General features: G+C 34.6%; 20 protein-coding genes, 1 tRNA gene and 1 other annotated feature. Of the genes, 18 read left to right on the top strand and 3 right to left on the bottom strand.

The window, feature by feature from the left end:
• The first annotated feature begins 153 nt into the window (after positions 1 to 153).
• Positions 154 to 3,666, top strand: a complete 3,513-nt coding sequence (nifJ, locus tag ACFHWD_RS17565; RefSeq protein ID WP_150358304.1) for a pyruvate:ferredoxin (flavodoxin) oxidoreductase — start codon at positions 154 to 156, stop codon at positions 3,664 to 3,666.
• Positions 3,667 to 4,024: 358 nt separating this feature from the next.
• A complete protein-coding gene (locus ACFHWD_RS17570) occupies positions 4,025 to 5,329 on the top strand; it encodes an MFS transporter (protein WP_150358305.1) in 1,305 nt (434 codons plus the stop codon).
• Between the two features lie 174 nt (positions 5,330 to 5,503).
• Here the strand turns inward: ACFHWD_RS17570 and ACFHWD_RS17575 are convergent, their stop codons facing one another.
• Positions 5,504 to 5,893 (bottom strand): hypothetical protein, encoded by a 390-nt coding sequence (locus ACFHWD_RS17575; protein ID WP_150358306.1) that lies wholly within the window; start codon positions 5,891 to 5,893, stop codon positions 5,504 to 5,506.
• Positions 5,894 to 6,077: 184 nt separating this feature from the next.
• Here ACFHWD_RS17575 and hcp point away from each other — a divergent pair, with 184 nt between their 5' ends.
• From hcp to ACFHWD_RS17620, 9 genes are all read left to right on the top strand, one after another.
• Complete coding sequence (gene hcp, locus ACFHWD_RS17580) at positions 6,078 to 7,718, top strand: hydroxylamine reductase (protein ID WP_150358307.1); 1,641 nt, start codon at positions 6,078 to 6,080, stop codon at positions 7,716 to 7,718.
• Between the two features lie 189 nt (positions 7,719 to 7,907).
• Complete coding sequence (locus tag ACFHWD_RS17585) at positions 7,908 to 9,800, top strand: sigma-54-dependent Fis family transcriptional regulator (protein ID WP_150358308.1); 1,893 nt, start codon at positions 7,908 to 7,910, stop codon at positions 9,798 to 9,800.
• A gap of 325 nt (positions 9,801 to 10,125) precedes the next feature.
• Positions 10,126 to 11,187, top strand: a complete 1,062-nt coding sequence (locus ACFHWD_RS17590; protein WP_179978382.1) for an NAD(P)-dependent alcohol dehydrogenase — start codon at positions 10,126 to 10,128, stop codon at positions 11,185 to 11,187.
• A gap of 277 nt (positions 11,188 to 11,464) precedes the next feature.
• Positions 11,465 to 12,613, top strand: a complete 1,149-nt coding sequence (locus ACFHWD_RS17595) for a 1-propanol dehydrogenase PduQ (RefSeq protein ID WP_179978383.1) — start codon at positions 11,465 to 11,467, stop codon at positions 12,611 to 12,613.
• 110 nt (positions 12,614 to 12,723) lie between these two features.
• Entirely contained in the window at positions 12,724 to 13,068 is a 345-nt protein-coding gene (eutS, locus tag ACFHWD_RS17600) for an ethanolamine utilization microcompartment protein EutS (protein WP_150358311.1), read from the top strand.
• Between the two features lie 10 nt (positions 13,069 to 13,078).
• Positions 13,079 to 13,510 (top strand): EutP/PduV family microcompartment system protein, encoded by a 432-nt coding sequence (eutP, locus tag ACFHWD_RS17605; RefSeq protein ID WP_150358312.1) that lies wholly within the window; start codon positions 13,079 to 13,081, stop codon positions 13,508 to 13,510.
• 142 nt (positions 13,511 to 13,652) lie between these two features.
• Entirely contained in the window at positions 13,653 to 14,636 is a 984-nt protein-coding gene (locus tag ACFHWD_RS17610; RefSeq protein WP_150358313.1) for a type I phosphomannose isomerase catalytic subunit, read from the top strand.
• Positions 14,637 to 14,786: 150 nt separating this feature from the next.
• Positions 14,787 to 15,332 (top strand): NADH peroxidase, encoded by a 546-nt coding sequence (locus ACFHWD_RS17615; protein WP_150358682.1) that lies wholly within the window; start codon positions 14,787 to 14,789, stop codon positions 15,330 to 15,332.
• 196 nt (positions 15,333 to 15,528) lie between these two features.
• Complete coding sequence (locus ACFHWD_RS17620) at positions 15,529 to 16,362, top strand: YihY/virulence factor BrkB family protein (RefSeq protein ID WP_378062807.1); 834 nt, start codon at positions 15,529 to 15,531, stop codon at positions 16,360 to 16,362.
• A 36-nt stretch (positions 16,363 to 16,398) separates the two neighbouring features.
• Here ACFHWD_RS17620 and ACFHWD_RS17625 read toward each other — a convergent pair whose 3' ends face one another.
• Positions 16,399 to 17,790 (bottom strand): FAD-dependent oxidoreductase, encoded by a 1,392-nt coding sequence (locus ACFHWD_RS17625; protein WP_378062808.1) that lies wholly within the window; start codon positions 17,788 to 17,790, stop codon positions 16,399 to 16,401.
• A gap of 227 nt (positions 17,791 to 18,017) precedes the next feature.
• Positions 18,018 to 18,259 (top strand) — a binding site (T-box leader).
• A 100-nt stretch (positions 18,260 to 18,359) separates the two neighbouring features.
• Between ACFHWD_RS17625 and cysK the strand changes: the two genes are divergently transcribed.
• The 5 genes from cysK (at position 18,360) to nth (ending at position 22,403) form a co-directional block, all read left to right on the top strand.
• Positions 18,360 to 19,271, top strand: coding sequence for a cysteine synthase A (gene cysK, locus ACFHWD_RS17630; RefSeq protein WP_150358679.1), 912 nt, complete (start codon positions 18,360 to 18,362; stop codon positions 19,269 to 19,271).
• Positions 19,272 to 19,370: 99 nt separating this feature from the next.
• Entirely contained in the window at positions 19,371 to 19,964 is a 594-nt protein-coding gene (epsC, locus tag ACFHWD_RS17635) for a serine O-acetyltransferase EpsC (RefSeq protein WP_150358683.1), read from the top strand.
• Between the two features lie 25 nt (positions 19,965 to 19,989).
• Entirely contained in the window at positions 19,990 to 20,964 is a 975-nt protein-coding gene (queG, locus tag ACFHWD_RS17640; protein ID WP_150358678.1) for a tRNA epoxyqueuosine(34) reductase QueG, read from the top strand.
• Positions 20,965 to 21,024: 60 nt separating this feature from the next.
• Positions 21,025 to 21,744, top strand: a complete 720-nt coding sequence (locus ACFHWD_RS17645; protein ID WP_150358677.1) for a 1-acyl-sn-glycerol-3-phosphate acyltransferase — start codon at positions 21,025 to 21,027, stop codon at positions 21,742 to 21,744.
• Positions 21,741 to 22,403: an endonuclease III gene (gene nth / locus ACFHWD_RS17650; protein WP_150358676.1), complete on the top strand. Its 663-nt coding sequence runs from the start codon at positions 21,741 to 21,743 to the stop codon at positions 22,401 to 22,403. The genes ACFHWD_RS17645 and nth overlap by 4 nt, the downstream gene beginning before the upstream one ends.
• Before the next feature lie 71 nt (positions 22,404 to 22,474).
• Here the strand turns inward: nth and ACFHWD_RS17655 are convergent, their stop codons facing one another.
• The gene (locus ACFHWD_RS17655; RefSeq protein WP_150358675.1) at positions 22,475 to 23,713 is read right to left on the bottom strand and encodes a competence/damage-inducible protein A; all 1,239 of its coding nucleotides are present in this window, start codon (positions 23,711 to 23,713) and stop codon (positions 22,475 to 22,477) included.
• Between the two features lie 174 nt (positions 23,714 to 23,887).
• Between ACFHWD_RS17655 and ACFHWD_RS17660 the strand changes: the two genes are divergently transcribed.
• Positions 23,888 to 25,054, top strand: coding sequence for a VanW family protein (locus ACFHWD_RS17660; RefSeq protein ID WP_150358721.1), 1,167 nt, complete (start codon positions 23,888 to 23,890; stop codon positions 25,052 to 25,054).
• A gap of 125 nt (positions 25,055 to 25,179) precedes the next feature.
• Positions 25,180 to 25,266, top strand: a tRNA-Leu gene (locus tag ACFHWD_RS17665).
• The last annotated feature ends 187 nt before the right edge of the window (positions 25,267 to 25,453 follow it).

The raw sequence follows: 25,453 nt of genomic DNA on the forward strand, positions 1-25,453 counted from the left end.
CGGGGCAGGTTCACCTCAGGCACAGAGAATAATGATAGCTAGACAGGAGAATTTGGGAGATAAAAAGAAATTAGCGAAATCAATTGCTAGAATAGAATAATATAGACTTATTAACAAAACCAATCCATAAAATATAGAAAGAAGTGAAGCATAATGAGTCTAAATAAAATAAAATGGAAAACTATGGATGGTAATGCTGCTGCTGCTCATGTAGCATATGCTTTTACTGAAACAGCAGCGATATATCCTATTACACCATCGTCACCAATGGCAGAATATATTGACGAATGGTCTGTGCAGGGGAGAAAAAATATATTTGGACAAAGAGTGAAGATTGTAGAAATGCAGTCAGAAGGAGGGGCCTCAGGCGCAGTTCACGGTGCACTTCAATCGGGATCTCTTTCCAGCACTTTTACAGCTTCGCAGGGATTGTTGCTGATGATTCCAAATATGTACAAGATAGCAGGAGAATTGCTGCCAGGTGTATTTCATGTTAGCGCTAGAACTTTGTCCAGTCATGCTTTGAGTATATTTGGGGATCATGGAGATGTCATGGCTACAAGACAAACGGGTTTTGCACTTTTGGCTGAAGGTGGAGTTCAGGAAGTTATGGATCTTTCACCAGTCGCACATCTCTCTGCCATTAAAGGGAGAATACCATTTTTGAGTTTTTTTGATGGCTTTAGAACATCACATGAAATTCAGAAAATTAGAATATGGGATTATGATGATCTGGCAAAAATGGTAGACTATGAAGCACTGAGAAAGTTTCAGAAAAATGCTTTGAATCCAGAACATCCTGTAACGAGGGGAACTACTCAAAATCCAGATATCTTTTTTCAACAGAAGGAAGCTTCGAATAAATACTATTTGAGGTTACCTGAGATAGTTGAAGACTACATGCAGCAAATAAATTCACTTATAGGAACTGATTATCATTTGTTCAATTACTATGGATCTCCTGAAGCCGATAGGATGATCATAGCAATGGGCTCAGTCTGCGATACTATAGAAGAAACTGTAGATTATCTAAATAACAATGGGGAAAAAGTAGGAGTTCTTAAAGTTCACTTATATAGGCCTTTTTCATTAAAACATTTCTTCAAATATATACCTGAGACAGTTAAAAAAATAGCTGTATTAGATAGAACAAAGGAAGCTGGTTCACTTGGGGAACCATTGTACACTGACGTAACAAATGCTTATTTTAGGAAAAATAGAGATATGATAATTGTTGGAGGACGATATGGTCTCGGTTCGAAAGATACGACGTCTTCGCAGATTGCAGCTGTGTATGATAGTTTAAGAGATGATTCTCCAAAGAATGGTTTTACAATTGGTATTGTGGATGATGTGACACATACATCACTTCCGATTACAAGACATTTATCAACGGTTCCAGAAGGAACAAAGCAGTGTAAATTTTGGGGACTTGGTTCAGACGGAACTGTTGGAGCTAATAAAAGTGCCATTAAGATTATAGGGGATCATACGGATATGTATGTTCAAGGATATTTTTCCTATGATTCTAAGAAATCAGGAGGAATTACAATTTCTCATTTGAGGTTTGGTAAGAAACCTATAAAATCTACTTATCTGATAAATTCAGCGGATTATGTGGCCTGCCATAATCAGGCATACGTATATAAATATAATGTTCTTGACGGCATCAAGGACGGAGGTACATTCCTTTTAAATACAATTTGGGATGGAAACGAAGTTGATGAAAAATTACCAGCGGCAATGAAAAAATATATTGCAGAACACAATATTAAATTCTATACCGTAAATGCTGTGAAGATAGCACAGGAAATAGGACTTGGCGGAAGAATCAACATGATAATGCAGTCGGCATTTTTTACACTTGCTAAAATCATACCTGTAGAAGATGCAACTAGGTATCTCAAAGAAGCCATAGCTGATATATATGGAAGAAAAGGTGAAAATGTAGTTAGGATGAATCAAAAAGCAGTGGATAGTGGAGCAGAATTTATTGTCAGAATAAATGTACCTAAAAGCTGGGCTGATGCTAAAATGGAGGAAAAGACGGAATCTGATAGACCAGATTATATAAAAAATATAGTGGATGTTATGAACAGACAAGAAGGAGATCTGCTTCCGGTGAGTTCCTTCGTTGGAATGGAGGATGGAACTTTTCAAAATGGAGCTGCGGCATATGAGAAAAGGGGAGTTGCTGTAAATGTTCCAGAATGGCAGCCTGAAAGATGCATACAGTGTAATCAATGTTCATATGTATGCTCACATGCAGTAATTAGGCCGATATTATTGGATGAAGGTGAAGTACAACGTGCTCCAAAGGGAATGAAATTTATGGATGCTAAGGGTGGAAAGAAATTTGATGGATATAAGTTTTCTATGGCTGTGAGTGCCCTTGATTGTACAGGATGCGGCAGCTGTGCAGATGTATGCCCTCGTGATGCCCTTGTCATGAAACCAATAGATACGCAGACTTGTGAACAGGAAAAGTTTGATTATGCAATTAAACTTCCAGTTAAGAATCCTATAGGCACTGATACTGTTAAAGGAAGTCAATTTGAACAGCCGCTGCTTGAATTTAGCGGTGCCTGCGGCGGATGTGGTGAGACTCCGTATATGAAACTCATAACGCAGTTATTTGGAGATAGAATGCTTATAGCTAATGCCTCTGGCTGCTCTTCAGCATGGTCAGGGTCTACTCCCTCTACTCCATATACTGTCAATGCTGAAGGCCATGGACCTGCATGGGCTATGTCATTATTTGAGGATAATGCTGAATATGGCTATGGAATGTATGTGGGTATCAACCAGACAAGAGAAAAAATGAAAAATATTGCTGAGAAAGCTATGGAATCTGATATTTCCAGTGAATTGAAAGTAGCACTGAGAGAATGGATAAAAAATATGAACAGTGCTTCAGAATCTAAAGCAGCAAAATCTAAAATCATGCCGCTGCTTGAAAAGGAAAAATATAAAAATGATCTTACTAAAGAATTGTTTAATTTAAGCGATTTCTTCATTAAGAAATCACAATGGTTATTTGGTGGAGATGGATGGGCTTACGATATAGGATATGGGGGCCTTGATCACGTATTGGCCACAGGTGAGGATGTAAATGTACTTGTAGTGGATACGGAAGTTTATTCAAATACAGGAGGACAATCTTCTAAAGCAACTCCATCATCGGCTATTGCAAAGTTTGCTTCGGGAGGAAAGAGAACGAAAAAGAAAGATCTTGGGCTTATGGCAATGACCTATGGGTATGTATATGTTGCTCAGATCTGTATGGGTGCTGATAAGAATCAGACACTTAAAGCTATAAGAGAGGCAGAAGCATATGAAGGTCCATCACTTATAATTGCATATGCACCATGCATCAATCACGGATTGAAATGTGGAATGAACAAAAGTCAGGAAGAGGGGAAAAGAGCTGTAGAATGTGGGTATTGGCCACTTTATAGATTTAATCCAGCATTAAAGGCTGAAGGAAAAAATCCTTTTATATTGGATTCTAAAGAGCCAGATGGAGACTTTAAAAATTTCTTATTAGGTGAGGTTAGATATGCTTCATTGAAAAAAATATTACCTGATAAAGCAGATGAAATGTACACAATAACGGAAAGAGACGCAAGAGAAAGACTGGATATATATAAAAAGCTGGCAAAATAAATTTTAGATAATAAATGAGCAGAATTGTGTAAAAAGTGAAAGACTCAAGTAAATTACATGTTATTACACAAAATGATGAACATTTGAAAATAGACAGAAAGAGAGTTTGTTTTTTCCTATTTATTAGTCGGGGATAGGAAAAACTCTCTCTCAATAATAACTGACAGCTAATTCATATCACTTTCTTAGATAGTGATATGGGGTATCTATAAATGAATTAATAACTATACTATAGTATAAAATAGGATTTTCAGCTGTCCATCATAATTATAACATGTAACAGAAATGGAGTAAATAAATACAATTTTACTGTTCTGCTCATTTATATAATTAATTTAATAATTAGGAGGATGGAGATATGGAAACAGAAGTTAAGAAAATTCCAAAAAGGCGTTGGACACATATTATTCCGGTTTGTATACTGGTTTATATTGTTGCATTTATGGATCGTACCAATATAAGTTTTGCCATTGCAGGTGGCATGAGTGAAGCTTTGAATTTGACAGCTTCCATGAGTGGACTTGCCTCTGGTATTTTCTTTATCGGCTACATGGTTTTGCAAATTCCAGGCGGGAACATGGCAGAACACGGAAGTGCAAAAAAATTTATTAGTTTTTCAATAATTGCCTGGAGTATATTTGCTATTGTAGAGGGGTTTGTTCATAATTCAACACAGCTTTTGATTTTAAGATTTTGTTTAGGAGTTGCTGAAGGTGGAGTTTGGCCTGCCATACTGGTTATTATTACTCACTGGTTTCCAATGGAAGAGAGAGGAAGAGCAAATGCTTTCTTTATCATGAATCTTGCTGTGGCAAATATGATAACTGGGCCTATTTCCAGTTGGCTAATTGTATTGAGCAGCTGGCGTCTTTTGTTTATAGGTGAAGGAATATTGGCATTATTATTAATGCTTTGTTGGCTGCCTCTTATTACGGATCGTCCTGAGAATGCAAAATGGCTTAGCAAAGAGGAAAAGGATTACATCGATTCAAAGCTTGCAGAGGAAAAAGCTGCCATGGATAAAAATGTAGCAGCAAAACTTACTTTTGGACAGGCATTGAGAAATATAAACATGGTTAAATTAAGTATTGTGTACTTCTGCTATCAAATAGGAGTTTATGGTTTTACTTTATGGCTGCCTACGTTACTTAAGTCAATTAGTAAAACGGGAATAACGGGTATAGGATTTCTTTCAATGTTTCCTTTCGTTGCAGGTATGGTTGGATTGTGGGTATTCGGTAATATAAGTGATAAAACACATAATTCCAAGATGTCGACTGCAATTCCCATGTTGTTATTCGGCGTATGCCTGATATGTTCTGTACAATTTGGCAAATATGTATGGGTATCCTATGCATTTATGATAGGATGTGGTGCATTTTATGAAGCTGGAAATGGACCATTCTGGACTATGCCTCCAATGTTATTTTCTGCAGATGTGGCAGGAGGCTGCCGTGGAGTTATAAATGCTATTGGAAATCTGGGCGGCTTTGTAGGACCGTATGTTGTGGGAGCGTTGATGACTAGATACAATAATGCTGTTGCAGGAATGTGGACTTTAGGAGTATTTTTGATCATAGGATTTTTCGTAGCTGTATCATTACCGGCAGTAACAAGTGGGCGTGGTTTTAGAGAATTAGAAGCTAATTCTAAGGCTAATTAGGTTTAAAATTGGTTTAGGGACTATTGAAAAATAGTCCTGCAAGAAAATAATATACAAAAAATGCGGTTTAAATTAGGACTATTAAGCCTTTTTCAAACGCATTTTTTGTTTTTTCAAGATATTTATTTATCTAAATTGCTATTTCAAATTTATTTCGTAACAGCTTCTTTGTAGTTAGTAGCATATAAAACTTTCTATTTGTTTTAAATCCATTCCGAAGTATGCCCATCTACCTCTATACCACCTGTATCCGGAAACAGATCTCCTGCCTACGTTGATTATCCAGGCCCAGAAAGGATTTCCTCTTTTCGGCCAGATATAAACATATTTAAATGTACAAGGTCTTAAAGAAGTAGGATCAACTGCTTTTAATTGAGGCCCGGATTTTAAATTTGATTTTTGTTTTGCGGGGGCGCTAATTGGAGGAGGACCAGGAGGAAGTTTATTCTGTTGTCTTGTCATCTGTGCAGGATATAAAAAAGTGCAAAATTGGCAGTAAGGGCAGTAAAGCTCTTCAAAAGGTTCCATTTCATTTTCAAATCTAAAGCTATTATAATTGTACATACATATAACTCCCATTTTTTACTCTTAATTTAATAGTATGGTTATAACTGTTATATAGTTACAAAATTAAATATTACATATAAAATGTTAAATTCATGTAACCTATGTTACGGAATTTCTTAAGGACTCCTGCTAATATAGATTTATCGAAAGAAATAAAAAGATCAGAAGGAGGAACATAATCATGGTAAATAAAATGTTTTGTTATCAATGTCAGGAAACAGCAGGATGTACAGGCTGTACTAAGGTGGGAGTATGCGGCAAAAAACCTGAGGTAGCAGCTATGCAGGATTTGCTTGTATATGTGACAAAAGGGATATCTGCAGTTACTACAGCACTGCGTGCTGAAGGAAAAAAAGTGAGTAGTGAAATAAATCATTTGGTGACATCCAATATGTTTACAACAATAACAAATGCTAACTTTGATGAAGATATGATAGTTTCAAGAATTCTTGAAACTCTGGAAAAGAAAGAAGAACTGTTAAAACAGCTGGACAATAAAAATGATCTTCCAGAAGCAGCAGCCTGGTACAGTTCCAATAGACATGAATTTGCGTTAAAGGCAGCTGGTGTTGGAGTTCTTTCAACAAAGAATGAAGATATAAGAAGTCTGCGTGAATTGATTACCTATGGTTTAAAAGGCCTATCAGCCTATAGCAAGCATGCAAATGCGCTTTTGAAAGACAATGAGGAAGTTGATGCGTTTTTGCAGAGGGCATTGGCAAAAACATTAGATGATACTTTGGGTGTGGATGATCTAGTGGCATTGACACTTGAAACTGGGAAATATGGCGTTAATGTCATGGAACTTTTGGATAAGGCAAATACATCTTCCTATGGCAATCCTGAAATTACAAAAGTAAATATAGGAGTAAGAAACAATCCTGGTATATTGATTTCGGGACATGATCTTAGGGATCTGGAGATGCTTCTAAAACAGACAGAGGGAACTGGCGTTGATGTGTATACCCATTCTGAAATGCTTCCAGCTCATTATTATCCAGCATTCAAGAAGTATTCTCATTTTGCAGGAAACTATGGAAATGCGTGGTGGAAGCAAAAAGAAGAATTTGAGAGCTTTAATGGACCTATTCTTATGACCAGCAATTGTATAGTGCCGCCTAAAGCTAGCTATAAGGATAGACTTTACACTACTGGTGCAGCAGGATTTCCAGGGTGTAAGCATATTAAAGGTGAAGTAGGAGAAGAAAAAGATTTTTCCCAGATTATTGAACATGCCAAAAAGTGTGCGCCTCCTGTTGAAATAGAAAGTGGTGAAATTATAGGGGGATTTGCACATAATCAGGTTCTTGCATTGGCAGATAAAATTGTGGATGCAGTAAAATCAGGTGCTATTAAAAAATTTGTTGTTATGGCAGGATGTGACGGAAGAGCCAGGTCCAGAAATTATTATACTGATTTTGCAAAAGCACTGCCAAAAGATGCAATTATTCTTACAGCAGGATGTGCGAAATATAAATACAACAAGCTTCAGCTGGGCGATATTGGGGGAATTCCCCGTGTACTTGATGCAGGACAATGCAACGATTCCTATTCATTGGCAGTGATTGCATTGAAATTGAAAGAAGTTTTTGGACTTGAGGATATAAATGATCTTCCTATTGTATATAATATTGCATGGTATGAGCAGAAAGCCGTAATAGTTCTGCTGGCACTGTTGTATCTTGGCGTGAAAAATATTCATCTTGGCCCTACTCTTCCTGCATTTCTTTCCGAAAATGTAGCTAATGTATTGGTTGAGAATTTTGGAATTGCAGGCATAGGATCAGTAGAAGATGACATAAAACTTTTCTTTGAAAAATAAAGTTCAAATATTTTATTGCTGGCTCTCCCGCTGCACTGAATTTATATTTTAACATCAATTGGCGAGAAATCTTCCACCTCCATAGGTGGTGTGATGGATCGCCTTTTTTTTTGATTTATGGTATGATCAATCTATAATATGAGAACACGGTTATGGATCCTAATCTTTTGATGCAAAGGAGGTGTTATTATTTTTCACATCAATGAAGAGATATTAGAATCTCATAAAAGGTGTATTCAATACGGGATAGATAAAGATAGGGTTTTCCCTACGAGAATACTTAAAAATGAAGAATTTCATACAGTGCTTAGAGAAAATGAAAAACTTATAAAAATTGCTGTTCCCTTTATGAAAGTGCTATATAAATTTTTAAAAGATTCAGGATTTTCGCTGTATCTTATAGATAAAAATGGCATTGTGCTTACGATTATAGGCGATAAGGATGTAATAGAGGATGAGAAAAAAATGGGAATTGTAGAAGGGGCTGACATGAGTGAAAGAAGTACAGGCACTAATGCAATAGGTGTTGCTCTTTATGAAGATTGTGCTGTTCAAATATCGGGAGAAGAACACTTTATAACTACATATTATACCTGGACTTGTTCTGCGGATATTATTCATGATGTAAAGGGTAATGTAATAGGATGTTTAAATCTTACAGGGAGACGCCAGTTAGAACACCCTCATACTCTAGGGCTTGTAGCTGCGTCAGTACGATATGTAGAAAACCAGTTAAAGGTGGAAAAAACCCAGTATGAATTATTTCAGGCACATCAATATATGGACAAGGTTATAAATTCTATTAATTCAGGAATTATTGCTGTGGATAATAATGGTAAAATAAGAGCCATAAATAACAGTGCCTGCGAACTTCTATATGTAAAGAAGGAAGTTGTTGGTGAGAACATAGACAGTATTTTAAATAATTGGGTATATATATTTAAAGAATTAAAAGAAGGTAGATTATATGAAAATAGAGAGATAATATATTCACATGAAGATAAGAAACAAAGGCTTAATCTGAATGTGTATCCTATAAGAGATCGAAATGGTGCTGTAATAGGAATGGTAGCCATGTTTAGAAATATGAATAAGGTATATAATCTTGTAAACAAATACATAGGTAAGACAGCAACTTATACCTTTGATGATCTGATAGGTGAAAGCGATATAGTACTCAAATTGATAGAGCAGTCGAAGGAGGTGGCAGATAGTCCATCTACAGTTTTAATCCAGGGTGAGAGTGGAACTGGAAAAGAGCTTATTGCCCAGTCAATTCATAATGGAAGTAAAAGAAAAAACTATCCTTTTGTAGTTGTAAATTGTGGTGCAATACCTGAAAATTTAATAGAAAGTGAATTGTTTGGGTACGAAGAAGGTGCTTTTACAGGGGCTAGAAAGGGTGGACGTGCTGGTAAATTTGAGCTTTCAGATGGAGGAACATTATTTTTGGATGAAATAGGTGAAATGCCTCTGGACATGCAGGTTAATTTGCTTAGGGTACTTCAAGAAGGGTGTGTTACAAGGATTGGTGGAAACAGGTGCATAGCTGTGGATGTGAGAATTATTGCAGCAACTAATAAGGACTTAAAACAAGAAGTGGAAAGGGGAAATTTTAGGGAGGATCTGTATTATAGATTAAGTGTGATTCCGCTGTATGTTCCTCCTCTTAGAGATAGAGGGAATGATGTGAAAATTCTCATCAATCATTTTTTAAAGGTTAAGTCCCTGAAATTGAAAAAGCCTATACCAAAGATAAACCCTGAATTATATCAGAAGATTTTAAATTACAATTGGCCCGGAAATGTAAGAGAACTTGAGAATTGCATTGAAAATATTGTAAATATGAATGGGAATACCTCTTTTGAATTTAAGGACTCGGATTTTCGTGAAACACAAATAAGTTGTAAGGAGGAGAATTTTGAGTATGATATGTATTCTCTAGATCAATGGGACAAAATAGCCATAGTAGATTGCCTGCATAAATGTAATTTCAATATTACCAAAGCTGCTAAAATTTTAAAAATAAATAGAAGTACCTTATATACTAAAATAAGGAAGTTTGATATAAAAATTAGATGATAAATATTTATCAAATTTTTATGGACTTGAAATTGAAATAATGTATAAAAAAACAACAATGTTGTAAAATAAAACAGTAATTGAATAAATATTGTAGCATTTAACAACAATCTTATTTTTGAGAGAATTTGATTTGCAAAAAAATAATTAAAAATTTAACCTATTTTAAATAATTTATAAGCGCCATTTTAGTCGCTTTATTATTGTAAATAGGCTTTTCTTTAATTTGAAAATTTCTCATATTGTAATTTAGTGAGAATTATTGGAACGGATTTTGCTCTAAGATAACAGTACAATATTTTGTAAGTTAGGAGGTTTTTATTTTATGAAAGGTTTTGCAATGATAGGTCCAGGTAAAGTAGGATGGGTTGAAAAAGATGCACCAAAAGCAGGCCCATATGATGCCATAGTGTCTCCATTGGCTGTATCACCATGCACTTCTGATATTCATACTGTATTTGAAGGGGCACTTGGAGAGAGAAGCAATATGATTCTAGGACATGAGGCAGTGGGAAAAGTAGTTGAAATAGGAAATATGGTCAAAGATTTCAAACCAGGTGACAGAGTAATAGTGCCATGTACAACACCGGATTGGGGGACATTGGAATCTCAGTCAGGATATCCTCAACATTCAGGAGGAATGCTTGCTGGGTGGAAATATTCCAATTTTAAAGATGGAGTTTTTGCAGATTATTTTCATGTAAATGAAGCAGATGCCAATCTTGAAATTTTACCAGATGAAATACCTGTAGAGAGCGCAGTTATGATAACTGACATGATGACTACGGGTTTTCATGGTGCAGAATTGGCTGAGATAGAATTAGGACAGAGTGTGGTAGTTATAGGTATAGGACCGGTGGGGCTGATGGCTGTGGCAGGAGCCAGGCTGCGTGGAGCAGGAAGACTTATAGGTGTTGGAACTAGACCGGTTTGTGTTGAGGTTGCCAGGAGTTATGGGGCAACTGATATAATAAGCTACAAAGAAGGAGATATAGTTGAACAGATCATGAGCTTGACCCATGGAAAGGGCGTTGATCGTGTGATTATAGCTGGAGGAAATGTTGACACTTTAGCACAAGCTATAACTATGGTTAAACCCGGAGGAGTGGTTTCCAATGTAAATTATCATGGGAAGGGAGATTTTTTGCCTGTACCCCGTGAAGCATGGGGATGTGGAATGGCTCATAAAACCATAAGAGGAGGGCTTTGTCCTGGAGGAAGACTTAGGGTCCAAAGGTTAATAGATCTTGTAAGATATGGACGGGTTGATATAAGCAAACTTGTTACCCATGTTTATAGCGGTTTTGAAAATATAGAGAAAGCACTTTTGCTAATGAAAGATAAACCTAAGGATTTAATTAAACCTGTGGTTGTAATAGAAAAATAGTTTTTGAAATTTATTATTGTAGAGGTGGTTCCTAGGTTGGGATAAAAAACTTGTCTGCAAGTTTCTCCTCGTTTAAACCTTGGAATCACTTGATGAAAAGCTGGCAACTTACCCGTAATTTGAATCTTAGTTTAATATGTAAATAATTTTAATATAGCAGAATAATATGTCTTTATATTTTGCATATTAATGTATATAATTATTATAATATCATTTTTAATGTAGATGTAGTTATAAGTTACAATAGAAACTGTTGTTGTATAGAAGGAGGAAAATTATGGGTGATTTTAAAGTTCAAACTCAAGTACATTTTGGAGATCATTCTTTACAGAGATTAAGCAAATTTAAAAATGAGAGAATATTTATAGTTACAGATCCATTTATGGTCAAATCAGGTACTATAAATATGGTAACTGGAGAATTGGCAAAAACTCAATCTGAATATCAGGTATTTTCAGATATAACTCCAGATCCTTCCACAGATATAGTGGTAAGAGGTGTAGAGAATATGATAAAGTTCAATTCAAGTATTATAATAGCCTTGGGAGGGGGCTCCGCTATAGATTCGGCGAAAGCCATAAAATATTTTATTTCTAAATTAAATAAATCCAGAGAAAATAAAAAAATAAAATTTATAGCTATACCTACTACTAGTGGCACTGGTTCAGAAGTCACTGATTTTTCGGTTATAACAGATAAAAAAAATAATATAAAATCTACACTTGTAGCAGAGGAATTATTACCTGATGAGGCCATATTGGATGCGGATTTAGTGAAGACAGTTCCAGATTTTGTTACTGCAGATACCGGAATGGATGTATTGACTCATGCCATAGAATCCTACGTGTCCATTAATGCCAATGATTTTACCGATGCTTTGGCAGAGAAAGCTGTAAAACTTGTTTTTGAAAATCTTTTGAAAGCATATAGGAATGGAAATGATTTAGAGGCCAGAAAAAAGATGCATAATGCTTCCTGCATGGCAGGAATGGCATTTAATAATGCTGCATTGGGGTTAAACCATGGCATGGCCCATACCATTGGTGCTAGATATCATATATCTCATGGAAGGAGCAATGCTGTAATATTGCCCCATGTTATAGAATATAATGCGGACATCGAGGAATTTAATTCAGGTGAGTATATGAAGACAGCTGAAAAGTATGCATACCTGGCAAACATAATTGGTGTACCTTCCAGCAGTGTAAGGCAGGCGGTCAGGAATTTAATTGAGGCTATAAAAGATCTTCTTAGAGATTTAAATATTCCTGATTCACTTAAACAATTAGGAGTACCTGAAAAAGAATTCAATGACAATCTGGAAGAATTGGCTAAAGTGGCTATTGAAGATAAAACCACCGGTACAAATCCTAGAAAACCGCAGGTAGAGGCTGTAAAAAAATTATTTAAGGATATTTATGATTAGAAAATATGGGAATTGACAAATATTCATTTCAATTGTAAAATTTACACATAGGAGTAGTGTACAAAAGACATATTTTTTAATATTTATAAAGGTATTTGTGGTGATAATCTATGGAAAAAAAACAAAGGGTAATACAAGAATATGTTCCGGGTAAACAAGTTACACTGGCACATGTAATAGCAAATCCCAATAGGGATTTATACAGAAAGCTTGGACTGATAAATGAAAATATGAATGCAATAGGGATACTTACTATAACTCCCAGTGAAGCTGCAATTATAGCAGCAGATGTGGCTACTAAGGCAGCACAGGTATATATTGGATTTGTAGATAGATTCAGTGGATCTTTAGTTATAACTGGAGATGTTTCCAGTGTGGAATCTGCTCTTCGAGAAGTGCTCAATTTATTGAGCAAGGTACTTAAATTTTCTGTAGCCGATATAACTAAATCATAGGGGAGTTGTTATGAAAACTTTATTGCTAATAGGAAAAACGGGTTCTGGGAAAACTACTTTTTGTCAAGCTATGTCAGGGGAGAAAATAAGTTATAAAAAAACTCAGACTCCAGAATTTTTAAATGGTGCATTTATGGATACACCGGGTGAATATATAGAAAATAGACTCTATAGTGCAATTTCAGTTCTTTCAGCAGATTGTGATGTCATAGCTATTTTTCAGGAGTGTACAAATTTAAATGTTGTATTTCCGCCTAGTTTTGCGGGTATGTTTGCCAAACCGCTTATAGGTATAATAACTAAAATGGATCTTTGCAGAAAAAGCGGTGATATTGCTATATTAGAAGAAATATTGAAGATGGCGGGTGCTGAGAGGGTATTTAAAATAAGCAGTTTAGATAATACCGGTTTTGAAGAGATAAAAAAATATATTGAGAATTAAGGCATAATATATAGAAAAGTCTACGAAACAGTGATCCTGGATCAATTTTTCTGTATATTATTTTTTTATATAAAGAAAAATAAATGTTTGTAAGAGTTATAATATAGTTACCGAATTTTAATGTATAAGGAGATGGATTACTTTGTATCCTATAAAATTTGAGAATCTATATTATAAAAAAATTTGGGGAGGAAGAGATTTAGAAGCCTTCAGGAATAATCTTCCAGAGGGGAAGATAGGAGAAAGCTGGGATATTGCGTGTCATAAAAATGGTACAGGAATAGTGGCAAACGGAGAATTAAAGGGAATTAAATTTGATGAACTTATTGATAAACTAGGAGAAAGACTTTTAGGAACTGAAATTAGAGTGAAGAGATTTCCTCTTCTTATAAAATTGATAAATGCTACAGATAAACTTTCCATACAGGTGCACCCAAATGATGCATATGCAGGTAAAGTGGAAAATGATTCTGGGAAGTCAGAGGTATGGTATGTAGTAGATGCCTTTGAAGGTGCAAGTTTAATAGTAGGGACGAAGAAAAATTGTACTATGCAGCAATTTAAAAATGCAATTGAGCAGGGTAATCTGGAAAAGTTTATGAATAAAATACCTGTTAAAAAGGGAGATGTGTATTTTATAAAAAGTGGACTTGTTCATGCTATATGCGAGGGAGTTATTATAGCAGAGATTCAGCAGAGCAGTGATGTCACCTACAGAGTCTATGACTATGGTAGGGGAAGGCAACTTCATGTTAAAAAAGCACTGGATGTAGTGGATCTAAGTTTGAAGGGAGAAAAGAGCAGAGGAATTACCTTAAAAAGAGAAGGCTTTGAAAAGACCTATTTATGCCTTGCGAGAGAGTTTTCACTGGAATTATATGATATTTTGGATAGGGCTTCGGAAGACAGTGACAGAGAAAGATTTTATATATTTACCTGTGTTGATGGACAGGGAAAGATAATATATGATGGTGGATCTGAAACCATATCTAAAGGTGATAGTTTCCTTATACCTGCATTTCTGGGAAATTATACATTGGAGGGCAGGATGAAATTGCTTAAAAGCTATGTACCGGACTGCAGTAAAGTAGAAAATAGTATATTAAAGGAGATTAGAAAGTTTTAGTTTTGAGGTATGCCCCATGCATACCTCAAAACTTTTTTTAAAATAAATAAAAAAGTTCTTGCAAAATAACAATTAATATTATATAATAATAATTGTTCAAAAGAGTTAATAAATTAATTACATAAAATAAATTTTAGGAGGAATTTTATTATGAAAAAATTTGTTTGTTCAGTTTGTGGATATGTTTATGAAGGAGAAAGGGCACCTCAAAAATGTCCTGTATGTGGTGCGCCGTCAGATAAATTTGTGGAAAAATCCGAGGATTCAGCTGCTTGGGCAGATGAGCATAAAATAGGTGTTGCCAAAGGAGTGGATCCTCAGGTATTAGAGGGATTGAGAGCTAATTTTACTGGAGAATGTTCTGAAGTTGGAATGTATCTTGCCATGAGCCGTCAAGCTGATAGAGAAGGGTATCCAGAAGTTGCAGAAGCATATAAGAGAATAGCTTTTGAAGAGGCAGAACATGCATCCAAATTTGCAGAATTATTGGGAGAAGTGGTAGTACCAGATACAAAGAAAAATTTGCAGATGAGAATAGAAGCAGAAGCTGGAGCATGCAAGGGTAAAAAGGATTTGGCAACGCTGGCGAAAAAATTAAATTATGATGCAATTCATGATACTGTACATGAAATGTGTAAAGACGAAGCAAGGCACGGAGCTGCATTTACAGGGCTGCTGAATAGATATTTCAAATAAATTCTAGTAATATTTAACATTATTCCCCCAAAAAAGGAGCTGTAGCATGATTATGCTGCGCTCCTTTTTGAGTTATTTATAATTTAGCATTTAAATGGGGAAATTATAATATTAGTAAAAATGCAGCATATTATTTATAGTATGAAAATCAAGAAAATTATTTAGTAGGCTAGTACATGAAAGGGGGAATATGTAGTTGAAAAAAAATACTGTATATAAAATAAAAGAGCTTATCTTTAGATTTATGGAAGACGATGTTCTAGCACTTGCTTCTCAGCTTGCCTATAGTTTGATATTTTCTTTTTTCCCTTTCCTTATATTTATTATAAGTTTTATAGGGTATAGTGATGTGAGCAGTAGTGATATACTTACAGTTTTGAGCTATATATTACCTAAAAATGTACTGGAGTTAGTAGAGAGCACAGTTCTCAGAATTACAGTTACTAAAAATACTCAATTGATATATCTGAGTTTAATTTTTACAATATGGGCTTCTTCTGGAGGGTTTCATGCAGTGATAAAAGGACTCAATAAGGCATACAATCAAAAGGAACACAGATCCATAGTAAAGATATATGCTGTAGCTATATTGTGCACTCTCGGAATAACGATCATAATGATAATTACCATATTATTTTTGGTATTTGGGCAGATGCTTGGAAGTTTAATAGCTTTTAACCTTGGATTTTCTGAAGAATTTAATTTTATATGGGATATATTGAGATATGTAATTATATTTGTTTCTACAGTATTTATTTTTTCTGCAGTTTATATCTACACTCCCAGTATAAAACTTGTATGGAGAGAGGTAATTCCAGGGGCGGTGTTTTCCACAATTAGTATTGTGATAATATCCATGATTTTTGCATTTTATGTCAATAATTTTGCCAATTACTCTATAATCTACGGCAGCATAGGAGCCGCAATAGCTCTTCTCACCTGGCTTTTTATTCTGGCTGTTATAATAATATTGGGGGGAGAGGTCAATGCAGTGCTGTTTAAACATGAGAAAAAAACAAACCGACTATAGTTATAAGAGTCGGTTTGTTTTTTTCAATTTAAAGAATTAAATGAAAGGGTTTTCTTTTATTATATCCTGCATACATTTTTTATTCTGTATTGCTAAAATAATTTTGCCGGATTTTTTTGTATCTCCCATTAATATTCCACCTATTAACTTATTGTTTTCAAAGAATAATTTTTGATATTTTCCAGCTGGTGCATCTTTTAAAGTCAGTGTCTGAGATTCCGATGAAATATCACCACATGAAAACAAGTTTACGTTCATTGAAGTAAAAAAAGAAGAGGATATAAAGTCTGAAAAATGTGATTCGTCTCCTGAAGCATTAGCTCCAGCAACTTTACCCATGTTTTCAGAAGCAGGCCAATTTCCGTAAACTCTCCCATTGTATTGGCAGATGTCCCCACAGGCATATATATCTTTTATAGAGGTCTCCATTTTATCATTTACTATGATGCCTTTATCTGTTTTTATATCTGTATTTTCTACCAGTTGTTTGTTGGGACGTATACCAACGGAAAACAGCACCATATCGGCTTTTATAATTTTACCGCTTTTTAATCGTACACCGGTTACCCTTTCTTCTCCCAGTATTTCTTCTGCGGAATCTCCAAGTATTATTTCTACCCCGGATTTATCTACGGCTTCTTTAAACATCAAAGCACTCTCGGAATCTAATTGTCGAGGAAGCAGTCTATTTGAAAATTCGACTACGGTAGTGTCTAGACCGAAATTTTTAATTGACCAGGCAGCTTCAAGCCCTAAAAGTCCGCCTCCTATTATAACCGCATTTTTAGATTTGGACATATAGTTTTTTATATTTTCTGCATCTGACTTATATTTTAAAGTGAATACTCCATCCCTATCTTTACCTTTTATTGGAATTACAAAGTTATAGCTGCCATTTGCAAGTATGAGTTTGTCGTATGGAAATTCCTGCCCTGTCTCTGAAGTTATTTTTTTTGATACTGTATCAACATTTATTATATTGCAGTTTAGAATGAGCTCTATGTTGTTGTCTTTATACCAATTTTTATCGGAAAGGTAAAAGTCTTTATCAGGTATTGATTTTAAAAGATAATCTGAAAGTTCAGGCCTGTAGTAGGTTAAAAAATTTTCAGAAGATATGATTGTTATACTGCAGCTTTTGTTTCTTTTTCTTACGGAATCGGCAGCATAGTAGCCTGCAGCTCCGTTTCCAATTATTACAAAGCGTTCGTTTTTATCTGTGCTAAAATCTACAGGGCTTTTTTCAGATACTTCCACAAATTGACTGGAATCAGCACCGCATACCGGACATACCTTAGGTGGTTCCTCGCCTTCAATTATTATTCCGCATACGAGGCACTTCCATTTTTTCACGGATGTAAAAGATTTACCTTCGGAATTTTTAATTGCATTGTCATTGATTTTTTCCCCAAATTTATAAATTGACATCAGTTACCTATATCCTCCTTTTAATGTACTGGTTTTTACTTTGATTTGTTATTATTAAATAATTATTATTAATATTTATTATAATACATGTGATAAGCAAAATCAACCAAATTTCATATTTTATATTTGTACTTTGAGCTTTGAAATAAATTATGAATATATAAAAAAATATTGACAAAAATCCAGGTAGTTGTATAATATATAATATAAATCATAGTAAATTACTCAGAAATGCTTTGAAAAAGAAAAGTAGCTTAAATGAAATTTTACAGAGAGAAAACTGTGTGCTGAGAAGTTTTTTAATGGAGTTTAAGTGAAGTGCTCTTTGGAGTTATGGGCCGAATTGACAGTAGGTTACATCGGGATCACCCGTTATAGTGATAGAACATAGCGCTGTGTTCGATTATGAGTGGGTTCTTTATGGGAACCAAAAAGAGTGGAACCACGGAGCATAAACTTCGTCTCTATAGAAAATGTAGAGAGGAAGTTTTTTTGACGTCAAAATCAAATGTCATTGAAGTTATTAGGATAATTAAATTATTTAAAAAATTTTTGGGAGGAAAATAGTAATGATATTTAATAATGCTATAGATATGATAGGAAATACACCTTTGTTTAAATTGGATAATTTTAAAGAAGAAAATTCAGCTGATATATATGTTAAGCTTGAAAAATATAATCCGGGAGGAAGCATTAAAGATAGGGCTGCTCTTGGAATGATTGAGAGGGCCGAAAGAGAAAAACTTATAGAACCGGGAGGTACCATAGTTGAACCCACTAGCGGCAATACAGGTATTGCCCTTGCCATGATAGGTAAATTAAAGGGATATAAAGTGATAATTGTGATGCCGGAAACCATGAGCGTAGAGAGAAGAAATATGATAAAGGCTTATGGAGCTGAATTGGTTCTCACAGACGGAATCAAGGGAATGAAAGGCGCTATAGAAAAAGCTTATGAAATTGCTAAGGACAAGGAAGGTTACTATATACCACAGCAATTTGTGAATATAGCAAATCCTCAAAAACATTATGCAACTACAGCTGAAGAAATATTAAGTGATTTAAAGGATGTGGATGCATTTTTAGCTGGTGTTGGTACCGGTGGAACGTTAATAGGAGTGGGAGAGAATCTGAAAAAGAGGAATAAAAATACTAAAATAATTGCTGTGGAACCTGCGTCATCACCAGTTTTATCAGGTGGTCAGCCAGGTCCACATAAGATACAGGGTATAGGTGCTGGATTTATACCAGATATATACAAATCGGAACTGGTAGATGATATTATTACAGTGACAGATGAATTGGCGTTTAAGTATGCCAGACTTATGGGAAAAGAAGAGGGAATATTGGTTGGAATATCTTCAGGAGCTAATATAGCAGCAGCTATACAAGTAGCCCAAAAATTGGGGAAAGGTAAGAAAGTGGCTACGGTGGCACCAGATGGAGGAGAGAAATATCTTTCCATGGGATTGTATGATTAAATTGTATTAAATTCCTGTATATTGGACATCTTTTTGCAGAGAGTACTTCCCTGTGAAAAGATGTTAAATGGAAATAAAAGTAATGGGGGTGACATAATGATAAAAAATCCATTCAAACTGTTAGCTTATGATATTAAAAATGCCATGAAAAATGATCCAGCAGCTAGAAATCCAGTAGAAGTATTTTTAGTATATCCTTTTATACATGCTTTGATCCATTATAGAATATCTCATTTTTTTTATAAGAAAAAATTCTTTTTTATTGCCAGAGTTATATCACAGATATCCAGAATGTTCACTGGTATAGAAATTCATCCTGGAGCTAAAATAGGTAAAGGATTGTTTATTGATCATGGAATGGGAGTTGTAATAGGAGAAACTGCAGAAGTCGGGGACAATGTAACATTGTACCACGGAGTAACTCTGGGGGGAACAGGGAAAGATACGGGAAAAAGACATCCTACTATTGGGAATAATGTATTTATAGGAAGCGGCGCAAAAATACTGGGACCTATAGTTGTAGGGGACAATGTTAAAATAGGAGCTAATGCAGTGGTCTTGAAAGATATACCTTCGGATTGTACCGCAGTGGGTATACCTGTGAGGATTATATATAGGAAAAGAGCAGAAGTTATAGAAATAAAAGACTATGCAGGAGATAAAAAAAAGATATATAATGAAATGGTGATATAAAATTCCTGTAGGAGTAGGTGAAATATTGGATTGTAAAAGAGAAATATTAAATTATTGTCACAGTATAGGTTTGGATACTGTAGGCTTTACCAAATGTAGAGTGTATACTGAACTGGAAGGATATCTCTGCTTTAGGAAAGAAAATTTACTGGAAAGTGAGTTCGAAGAAAAGGATATTAAGAAGAGGATTAATTCTTGTGAATATATGGACGGGGGAAAGACAATAATATCTGTTGCCTTTCCCTATTTATTTAAAAAGGATCATATACAAAAAGATATAAAATTTTCACTATATACCAGGGGAAAAGATTATCATAAAGTTGTAGAGGCTTATTTAAAAAAAATATGTGGTTATATAGAGAGTTTAGGTGGAAAAACCAGATATTTTGTGGATAGTAATTTTTTGCCTGAAAGATATATAGCTTTTCAAAGTGGAATAGGATTTATAGGGAAAAATAATATGCTTATTACGAAAAGATATGGATCCTATGTATTTTTGGGTGAGATAATAACTGATATAGAGGTAGAAAGTGACATCCCTTTGAAAAGTAAATGCGGGAACTGCAGTTTATGCCAGACTGCATGTCCTACAGGGGCCATCTGCGGGAACAGGGATTCCAATAAGTGCATGTCTTATATTACCCAGAAAAAAAATGTAGATAGTAAATGGTTCCCAATATTTCAGGGAAGACTATTTGGATGTGATACATGTCAGGAAGTGTGTCCATATAATGGCGATATTATTTATTCAAATATAGAAGATTTAAGACCTTTCAATTTCATGGAGAGAGTAGATTTAAACGAGATTGTCAATATTGATAAGAGCACATTTATCGAAAAATATTACAATACTTCCTGTGGATGGAGGGGTAAAAATATTATTCAGAGAAATGCTATAATAAATGCACTTATGCTGGGCAAAAATGTTGAGATAAAAAATATAAAATCTTCCTATATAAAAGATTATTATAATAGACTTTTACATGTTTTGAAATTATAATTTATATGATGACATTATTTTAGGATTATATTATATATAAAAGGGAAGGTGGCTTTATCTATGATTTCTCCATGGATGGCTAAGCTGATTGGATGTCTGCCTCAGGGATTAGTAAGGTATATTTCGAAGAAAGTGTTAAATGGCTACTTAAATAAATATGCGACTATAGAAGTTAAAGGTATGGAGCATTTAAATGAAGTTAAAAGGCCTATTGTATTTATATGTAATCATTTAAGTAATTCAGATGCATTAGTTCTTAGCGACGTATTTAAAAAAGAAAATTTAACTTTTGTTGCAGGGATGAAATTGAATAATGATTGTCTTACCAAACTTGGAATGAGCATGACGAAAACTATAGTTATAAAACCAAATTCTGCAGATAAAGGGGCCATTTCCAATATAGTAAAGGCAATTAAATCCGGTGAAAATATGCTTATATTTCCTGAGGGCACGAGGAGTAGAACATCTACTATGAACAAAGGGAAAAAAGGGATAGTGCTTATACAAAAATTATCTAAGGGAAGAATAGTTCCCATAGGAATATGGGGAACTGAAAAGCTTTTACCTATAAATGATAAAGGTATGGCTTTGGAAAGTTTTCATCCTGCCAAGGTGACAGTAAACATAGGAAAGGAATTACATGTACCAGGTCGAAACAAGGATGAGGAAAAACATGAATATGAAGATAGAGTAATCGATTTTTTCATGTATGAAATAGCAAAGCTGCTTCCTGAAAAATATAGAGGAGTGTATAGTTTTAATGAAGGTGATAAAAATTGAACAAACGAATTGTAAATACAATATTAAAAATATTAAGTGAAACATATCCAGAAGCAAAATGTGCATTGAAATTCGGATCTCCTTATGAATTATTGGTAGCTACAATGCTTTCGGCTCAATGTACCGATGTTAGAGTAAACAAGGTTACAAGTGAATTGTATAAAGAATTTAATACTCCTGAGAAAATGGTTTCATTGACAGAAGAGGAGTTAGGAGAAAAAATAAAAAGCTGTGGCTTTTTTAGGAATAAAAGCAAGCATATATTGGAAGCAAGTAGAACGATTATGGAAAAATATCAAGGTCAAGTTCCCGATACGATGGAAAAATTAATCACATTACCTGGAGTAGGCAGAAAAACTGCAGATGTGGTTTTATCAAACGCTTTTGGAGTTCCGGCCATTGCAGTAGATACCCATGTGTTTAGAGTATCTAATAGACTTGGAATAGCAAGGGGAAATACTCCTCATAAAGTTGAGATGGAGCTTATGAAAAATATACCTAAGGATATGTGGAGTGATTCTCATCATTATTTGATATGGCATGGAAGACAGATATGTAAATCTAGAAAACCCGATTGTGAACATTGTCCTGTGGCTCCCTACTGTGAGTATTTCAATCATCCTGAGGATTATGAGAAGGATAAAATTAAAAAGAAATAATCTGTAAAATTCAGCATTCAAAGAGGGTATAATGTTGTTGAGAATATTATACCCTTTCATATTTAATGCGTCTATATATTCATGATTTCCCTTCGTACCCAATCCAGGGCACTCATAGTTGCTCTTTTTCTTATGGTGGCTCTATTGCCAAAGTATTGAAATTTTTTGACTTGTGTTTTACCTCTGATGTAAAGTCCCATATAGACCAAACCTACGGGCTTTTCTGGGGAGCCTCCGTCAGGGCCGGCAATTCCAGTGGTAGCTATGCCTATGTCAGTATCAGAGGTTTTAGCTATGCCTTCAGCCATTTCTCTTGCGGTTTCATAGCTTACAGCACCATATTTATCTAGAGTTTCCCTTTTGACACCAAGCCTGTTGATTTTGGCTTCGTTGCTGTAGGTAACAGCTCCTTCTTTAAATACTTTTGATATTCCCGGATAATTTACAAGTTTTGCAGCTATCAGTCCTCCGGTGCATGACTCGGCAGAGGATATGGTATAGTCTTTATCTATAAGCATCTTGCCCAGTACTTCTTCTATTTTTACATCATCCTCTCCATAAATATTTATCCCAAATATTTTTCTGAGTTTGGATTCTACAGGTTCTATGAGAGTTAAGGCTTCATCTTCTGTAGAAGCTTCTGCCGTAATTCTAAGTATTGTATCCTCTTCTTTGGCATAAGGGGCTACAGTGGGATTAGTACTGTTGTTTATGATGTCCGATGCCATTTCTGCCATGATACCTTCTCCTATTCCAGATATTCTAAGTGTCTTTGATTTTATTATCCCTCTGCTGTATTTCTTTAAAAAAGGCTCTACATATTCAGTAAACATAGGTGCAACTTCTCTGGGGGGACCTGGAAGTATTATGAGGGTTTTATTTTCTACTTCTAAGATACATCCAGGAGCTGTACCGTGAGGGTTGGGCAGTATTTTAGAACCTTTAGGGAAATAGGCCTGTTTTATATTATTGCCTTTAGAATAGGATCTGCCCATCTTATTGAAATGATCCTTTAAATCCTCCAGTGATTTTTCATCCAGGATGAGCTCTCTGTTGAAAAATTTAGCACTTGTTTCTTTTGTCAGATCATCTGGAGTGGGTCCAAGTCCTCCTGTTGTAATTATAATATCCGATCTTTTAAAACCATTCTCTAATTCATCTAAAAGCCTTTCTGGGTTATCCCCAACTACGGATTGATGAAATACTTCTATACCTAAATTTGCCAGATGTTTGGATATGAATTGGGCATTGGTATTGACTATATCTCCAAGTAAAATTTCTGTTCCTACACATAGTATTTCAGCTTTCATGCATTTTTACCTCCGTCTTTATTATTTGAAGTATTACTACATATTTATACAATTTTATGATACCATAAAATTATATTTATTTTGAAAGTCATATAATAAATTAATAATTTTTTGCATATAAAAATTAATGTCACTATAGTATAATATCTATGTGAAAATAAAGAGGTGATGAAAATGAATCAAGGAAAACGCTCCCGGAAAGCCAAGAAAGCTAAAAAAACTTTGAAAAATAAATTAATAATATTAACTATAATTGCTTTAGCTGTTTTTATGGGTATAAGCTGTGGGTTTGTAGTATATCATTACAATGATATAAAACATTGGAATAATTTGATTTATCCTAAAGTTTTTATAAATAATGCAGATCTTTCGGGGAAAACTAAACTAGAGGCTAAGAACATAATAAAAAAGGAATACTCTGATAAAATAGGGAAAAAGAAAATTAACATAATAGTAGGAAATAAAAAGTATGAATTACTCTATTCAAAGTTAAATCCTTCATATAATGTAGATGAAGTTGTGAACGAAGCGTATTCCTATGGAAAAGATGAGAATATATTCAAAAAATATCGATTATTGAAGAACCCAAAAACTGTAAGCTATCAATTGAAACTTTTTTATGATGCAAAGCCTGTAAAAAATTTAGTGAATGAAATTGAAAATGAAGTCAATTCAGATCCGGTCAATGCATCTTTAAAAATGGGAAATGTTGGTTTTGAAGTAATTCCACACCAGGATGGCATTAAGCTAAAAAAAGAAGATTTGCAAAAGGAACTGATTTCCAAAATAGATGGAAGTATAGGGCAAAATCCAACTGTAAAGGCTAAGTTAGAAATTATTCCAGCTTCAATAAAAGAAAATGAACTTAAAACAGTAGATACATTGATATCCAGTTTTAGTACAAACTATGGTTCCATATCATCTTCAGAAAGAGCAAATAATATAGCTCTTGCTACAAAAAGCATAAATGGGTATGTAGTAATGCCTGGAGATACTTTCAGCTTTAATGGAGTTGTAGGTCAAAGAACTGCTGCGAAAGGGTATCAGGCCGCACCTGTTATTGTTGGAGATAAAGTTGAATCAGGGCTTGGAGGGGGAATATGCCAGGTGTCCACTACTTTGTACAATGCAGTTCATAATGCAGGCCTTACTTCTACGGAGAGAAGTCATCATTCTCTTCCAGTACATTATGTGTCAGAAGGAATGGATGCTACAGTGGATTATGGAAACATAGATTATAAATTTAGAAATGATTTTAAATATCCTGTGTATATAGAAGGGTATATTTCAGGAGGGAATGTAGCATTCAATTTATATTCGAATTCTGCAGTTGTAAAATAAAAGAATTGATATATGTAGATGAAAACGTAAGTTATTTTTCTATTGTTTTCTGATTTTAATTATGATATACTATTTAAGTAATAAACGGACTGTTTCAGAGAAAAATCTGTAAACCGTCCAACCATGCGGATATGGCGGAACTGGCAGACGCGCTAGATTCAGGTTCTAGTGAAAGAAATTTCATGCAGGTTCAAGTCCTGTTATCCGCACCAATAAAAAACCTTGTGTTAAAAGTTAAATCTACACATGGTTTTTTATTTTCCCTTTGATCAATAACTATATCTCAAGCTGCAGTGGGGATAGGTATCGTTCTTACACTGCTTGTGGCTATTACAAAGAATATAATACCTGGCATTTTGTTTCATATTGTATTTAATATTAGCGGAACTATTTCAAATG

It is taken from the genome of Clostridium sp. MT-14, assembly GCF_042436595.1.
Lineage (GTDB): Bacteria > Bacillota > Clostridia > Clostridiales > Clostridiaceae > Clostridium_B > Clostridium_B aromativorans.

What these genes read in the sequence shown, in the direction of transcription:
- nifJ (WP_150358304.1), top strand. Translation starts at nt 154, where the DNA reads ATGAGTCTAAATAAAATAAAATGGAAAACTATGGATGGTAATGCTGCT.
- hcp (WP_150358307.1), top strand. Translation starts at nt 6,078, where the DNA reads ATGGTAAATAAAATGTTTTGTTATCAATGTCAGGAAACAGCAGGATGT.
- ACFHWD_RS17595 (WP_179978383.1), top strand. Translation starts at nt 11,465, where the DNA reads ATGGGTGATTTTAAAGTTCAAACTCAAGTACATTTTGGAGATCATTCT.
- eutP (WP_150358312.1), top strand. Translation starts at nt 13,079, where the DNA reads ATGAAAACTTTATTGCTAATAGGAAAAACGGGTTCTGGGAAAACTACT.
- cysK (WP_150358679.1), top strand. Translation starts at nt 18,360, where the DNA reads ATGATATTTAATAATGCTATAGATATGATAGGAAATACACCTTTGTTT.
- ACFHWD_RS17615 (WP_150358682.1), top strand. Translation starts at nt 14,787, where the DNA reads ATGAAAAAATTTGTTTGTTCAGTTTGTGGATATGTTTATGAAGGAGAA.
- ACFHWD_RS17655 (WP_150358675.1), bottom strand. Translation starts at nt 23,713, where the DNA reads ATGAAAGCTGAAATACTATGTGTAGGAACAGAAATTTTACTTGGAGAT.
- ACFHWD_RS17645 (WP_150358677.1), top strand. Translation starts at nt 21,025, where the DNA reads ATGATTTCTCCATGGATGGCTAAGCTGATTGGATGTCTGCCTCAGGGA.
- ACFHWD_RS17575 (WP_150358306.1), bottom strand. Translation starts at nt 5,893, where the DNA reads ATGTACAATTATAATAGCTTTAGATTTGAAAATGAAATGGAACCTTTT.
- ACFHWD_RS17570 (WP_150358305.1), top strand. Translation starts at nt 4,025, where the DNA reads ATGGAAACAGAAGTTAAGAAAATTCCAAAAAGGCGTTGGACACATATT.
- eutS (WP_150358311.1), top strand. Translation starts at nt 12,724, where the DNA reads ATGGAAAAAAAACAAAGGGTAATACAAGAATATGTTCCGGGTAAACAA.
- ACFHWD_RS17660 (WP_150358721.1), top strand. Translation starts at nt 23,888, where the DNA reads ATGAATCAAGGAAAACGCTCCCGGAAAGCCAAGAAAGCTAAAAAAACT.
- ACFHWD_RS17625 (WP_378062808.1), bottom strand. Translation starts at nt 17,790, where the DNA reads ATGTCAATTTATAAATTTGGGGAAAAAATCAATGACAATGCAATTAAA.
- ACFHWD_RS17590 (WP_179978382.1), top strand. Translation starts at nt 10,126, where the DNA reads ATGAAAGGTTTTGCAATGATAGGTCCAGGTAAAGTAGGATGGGTTGAA.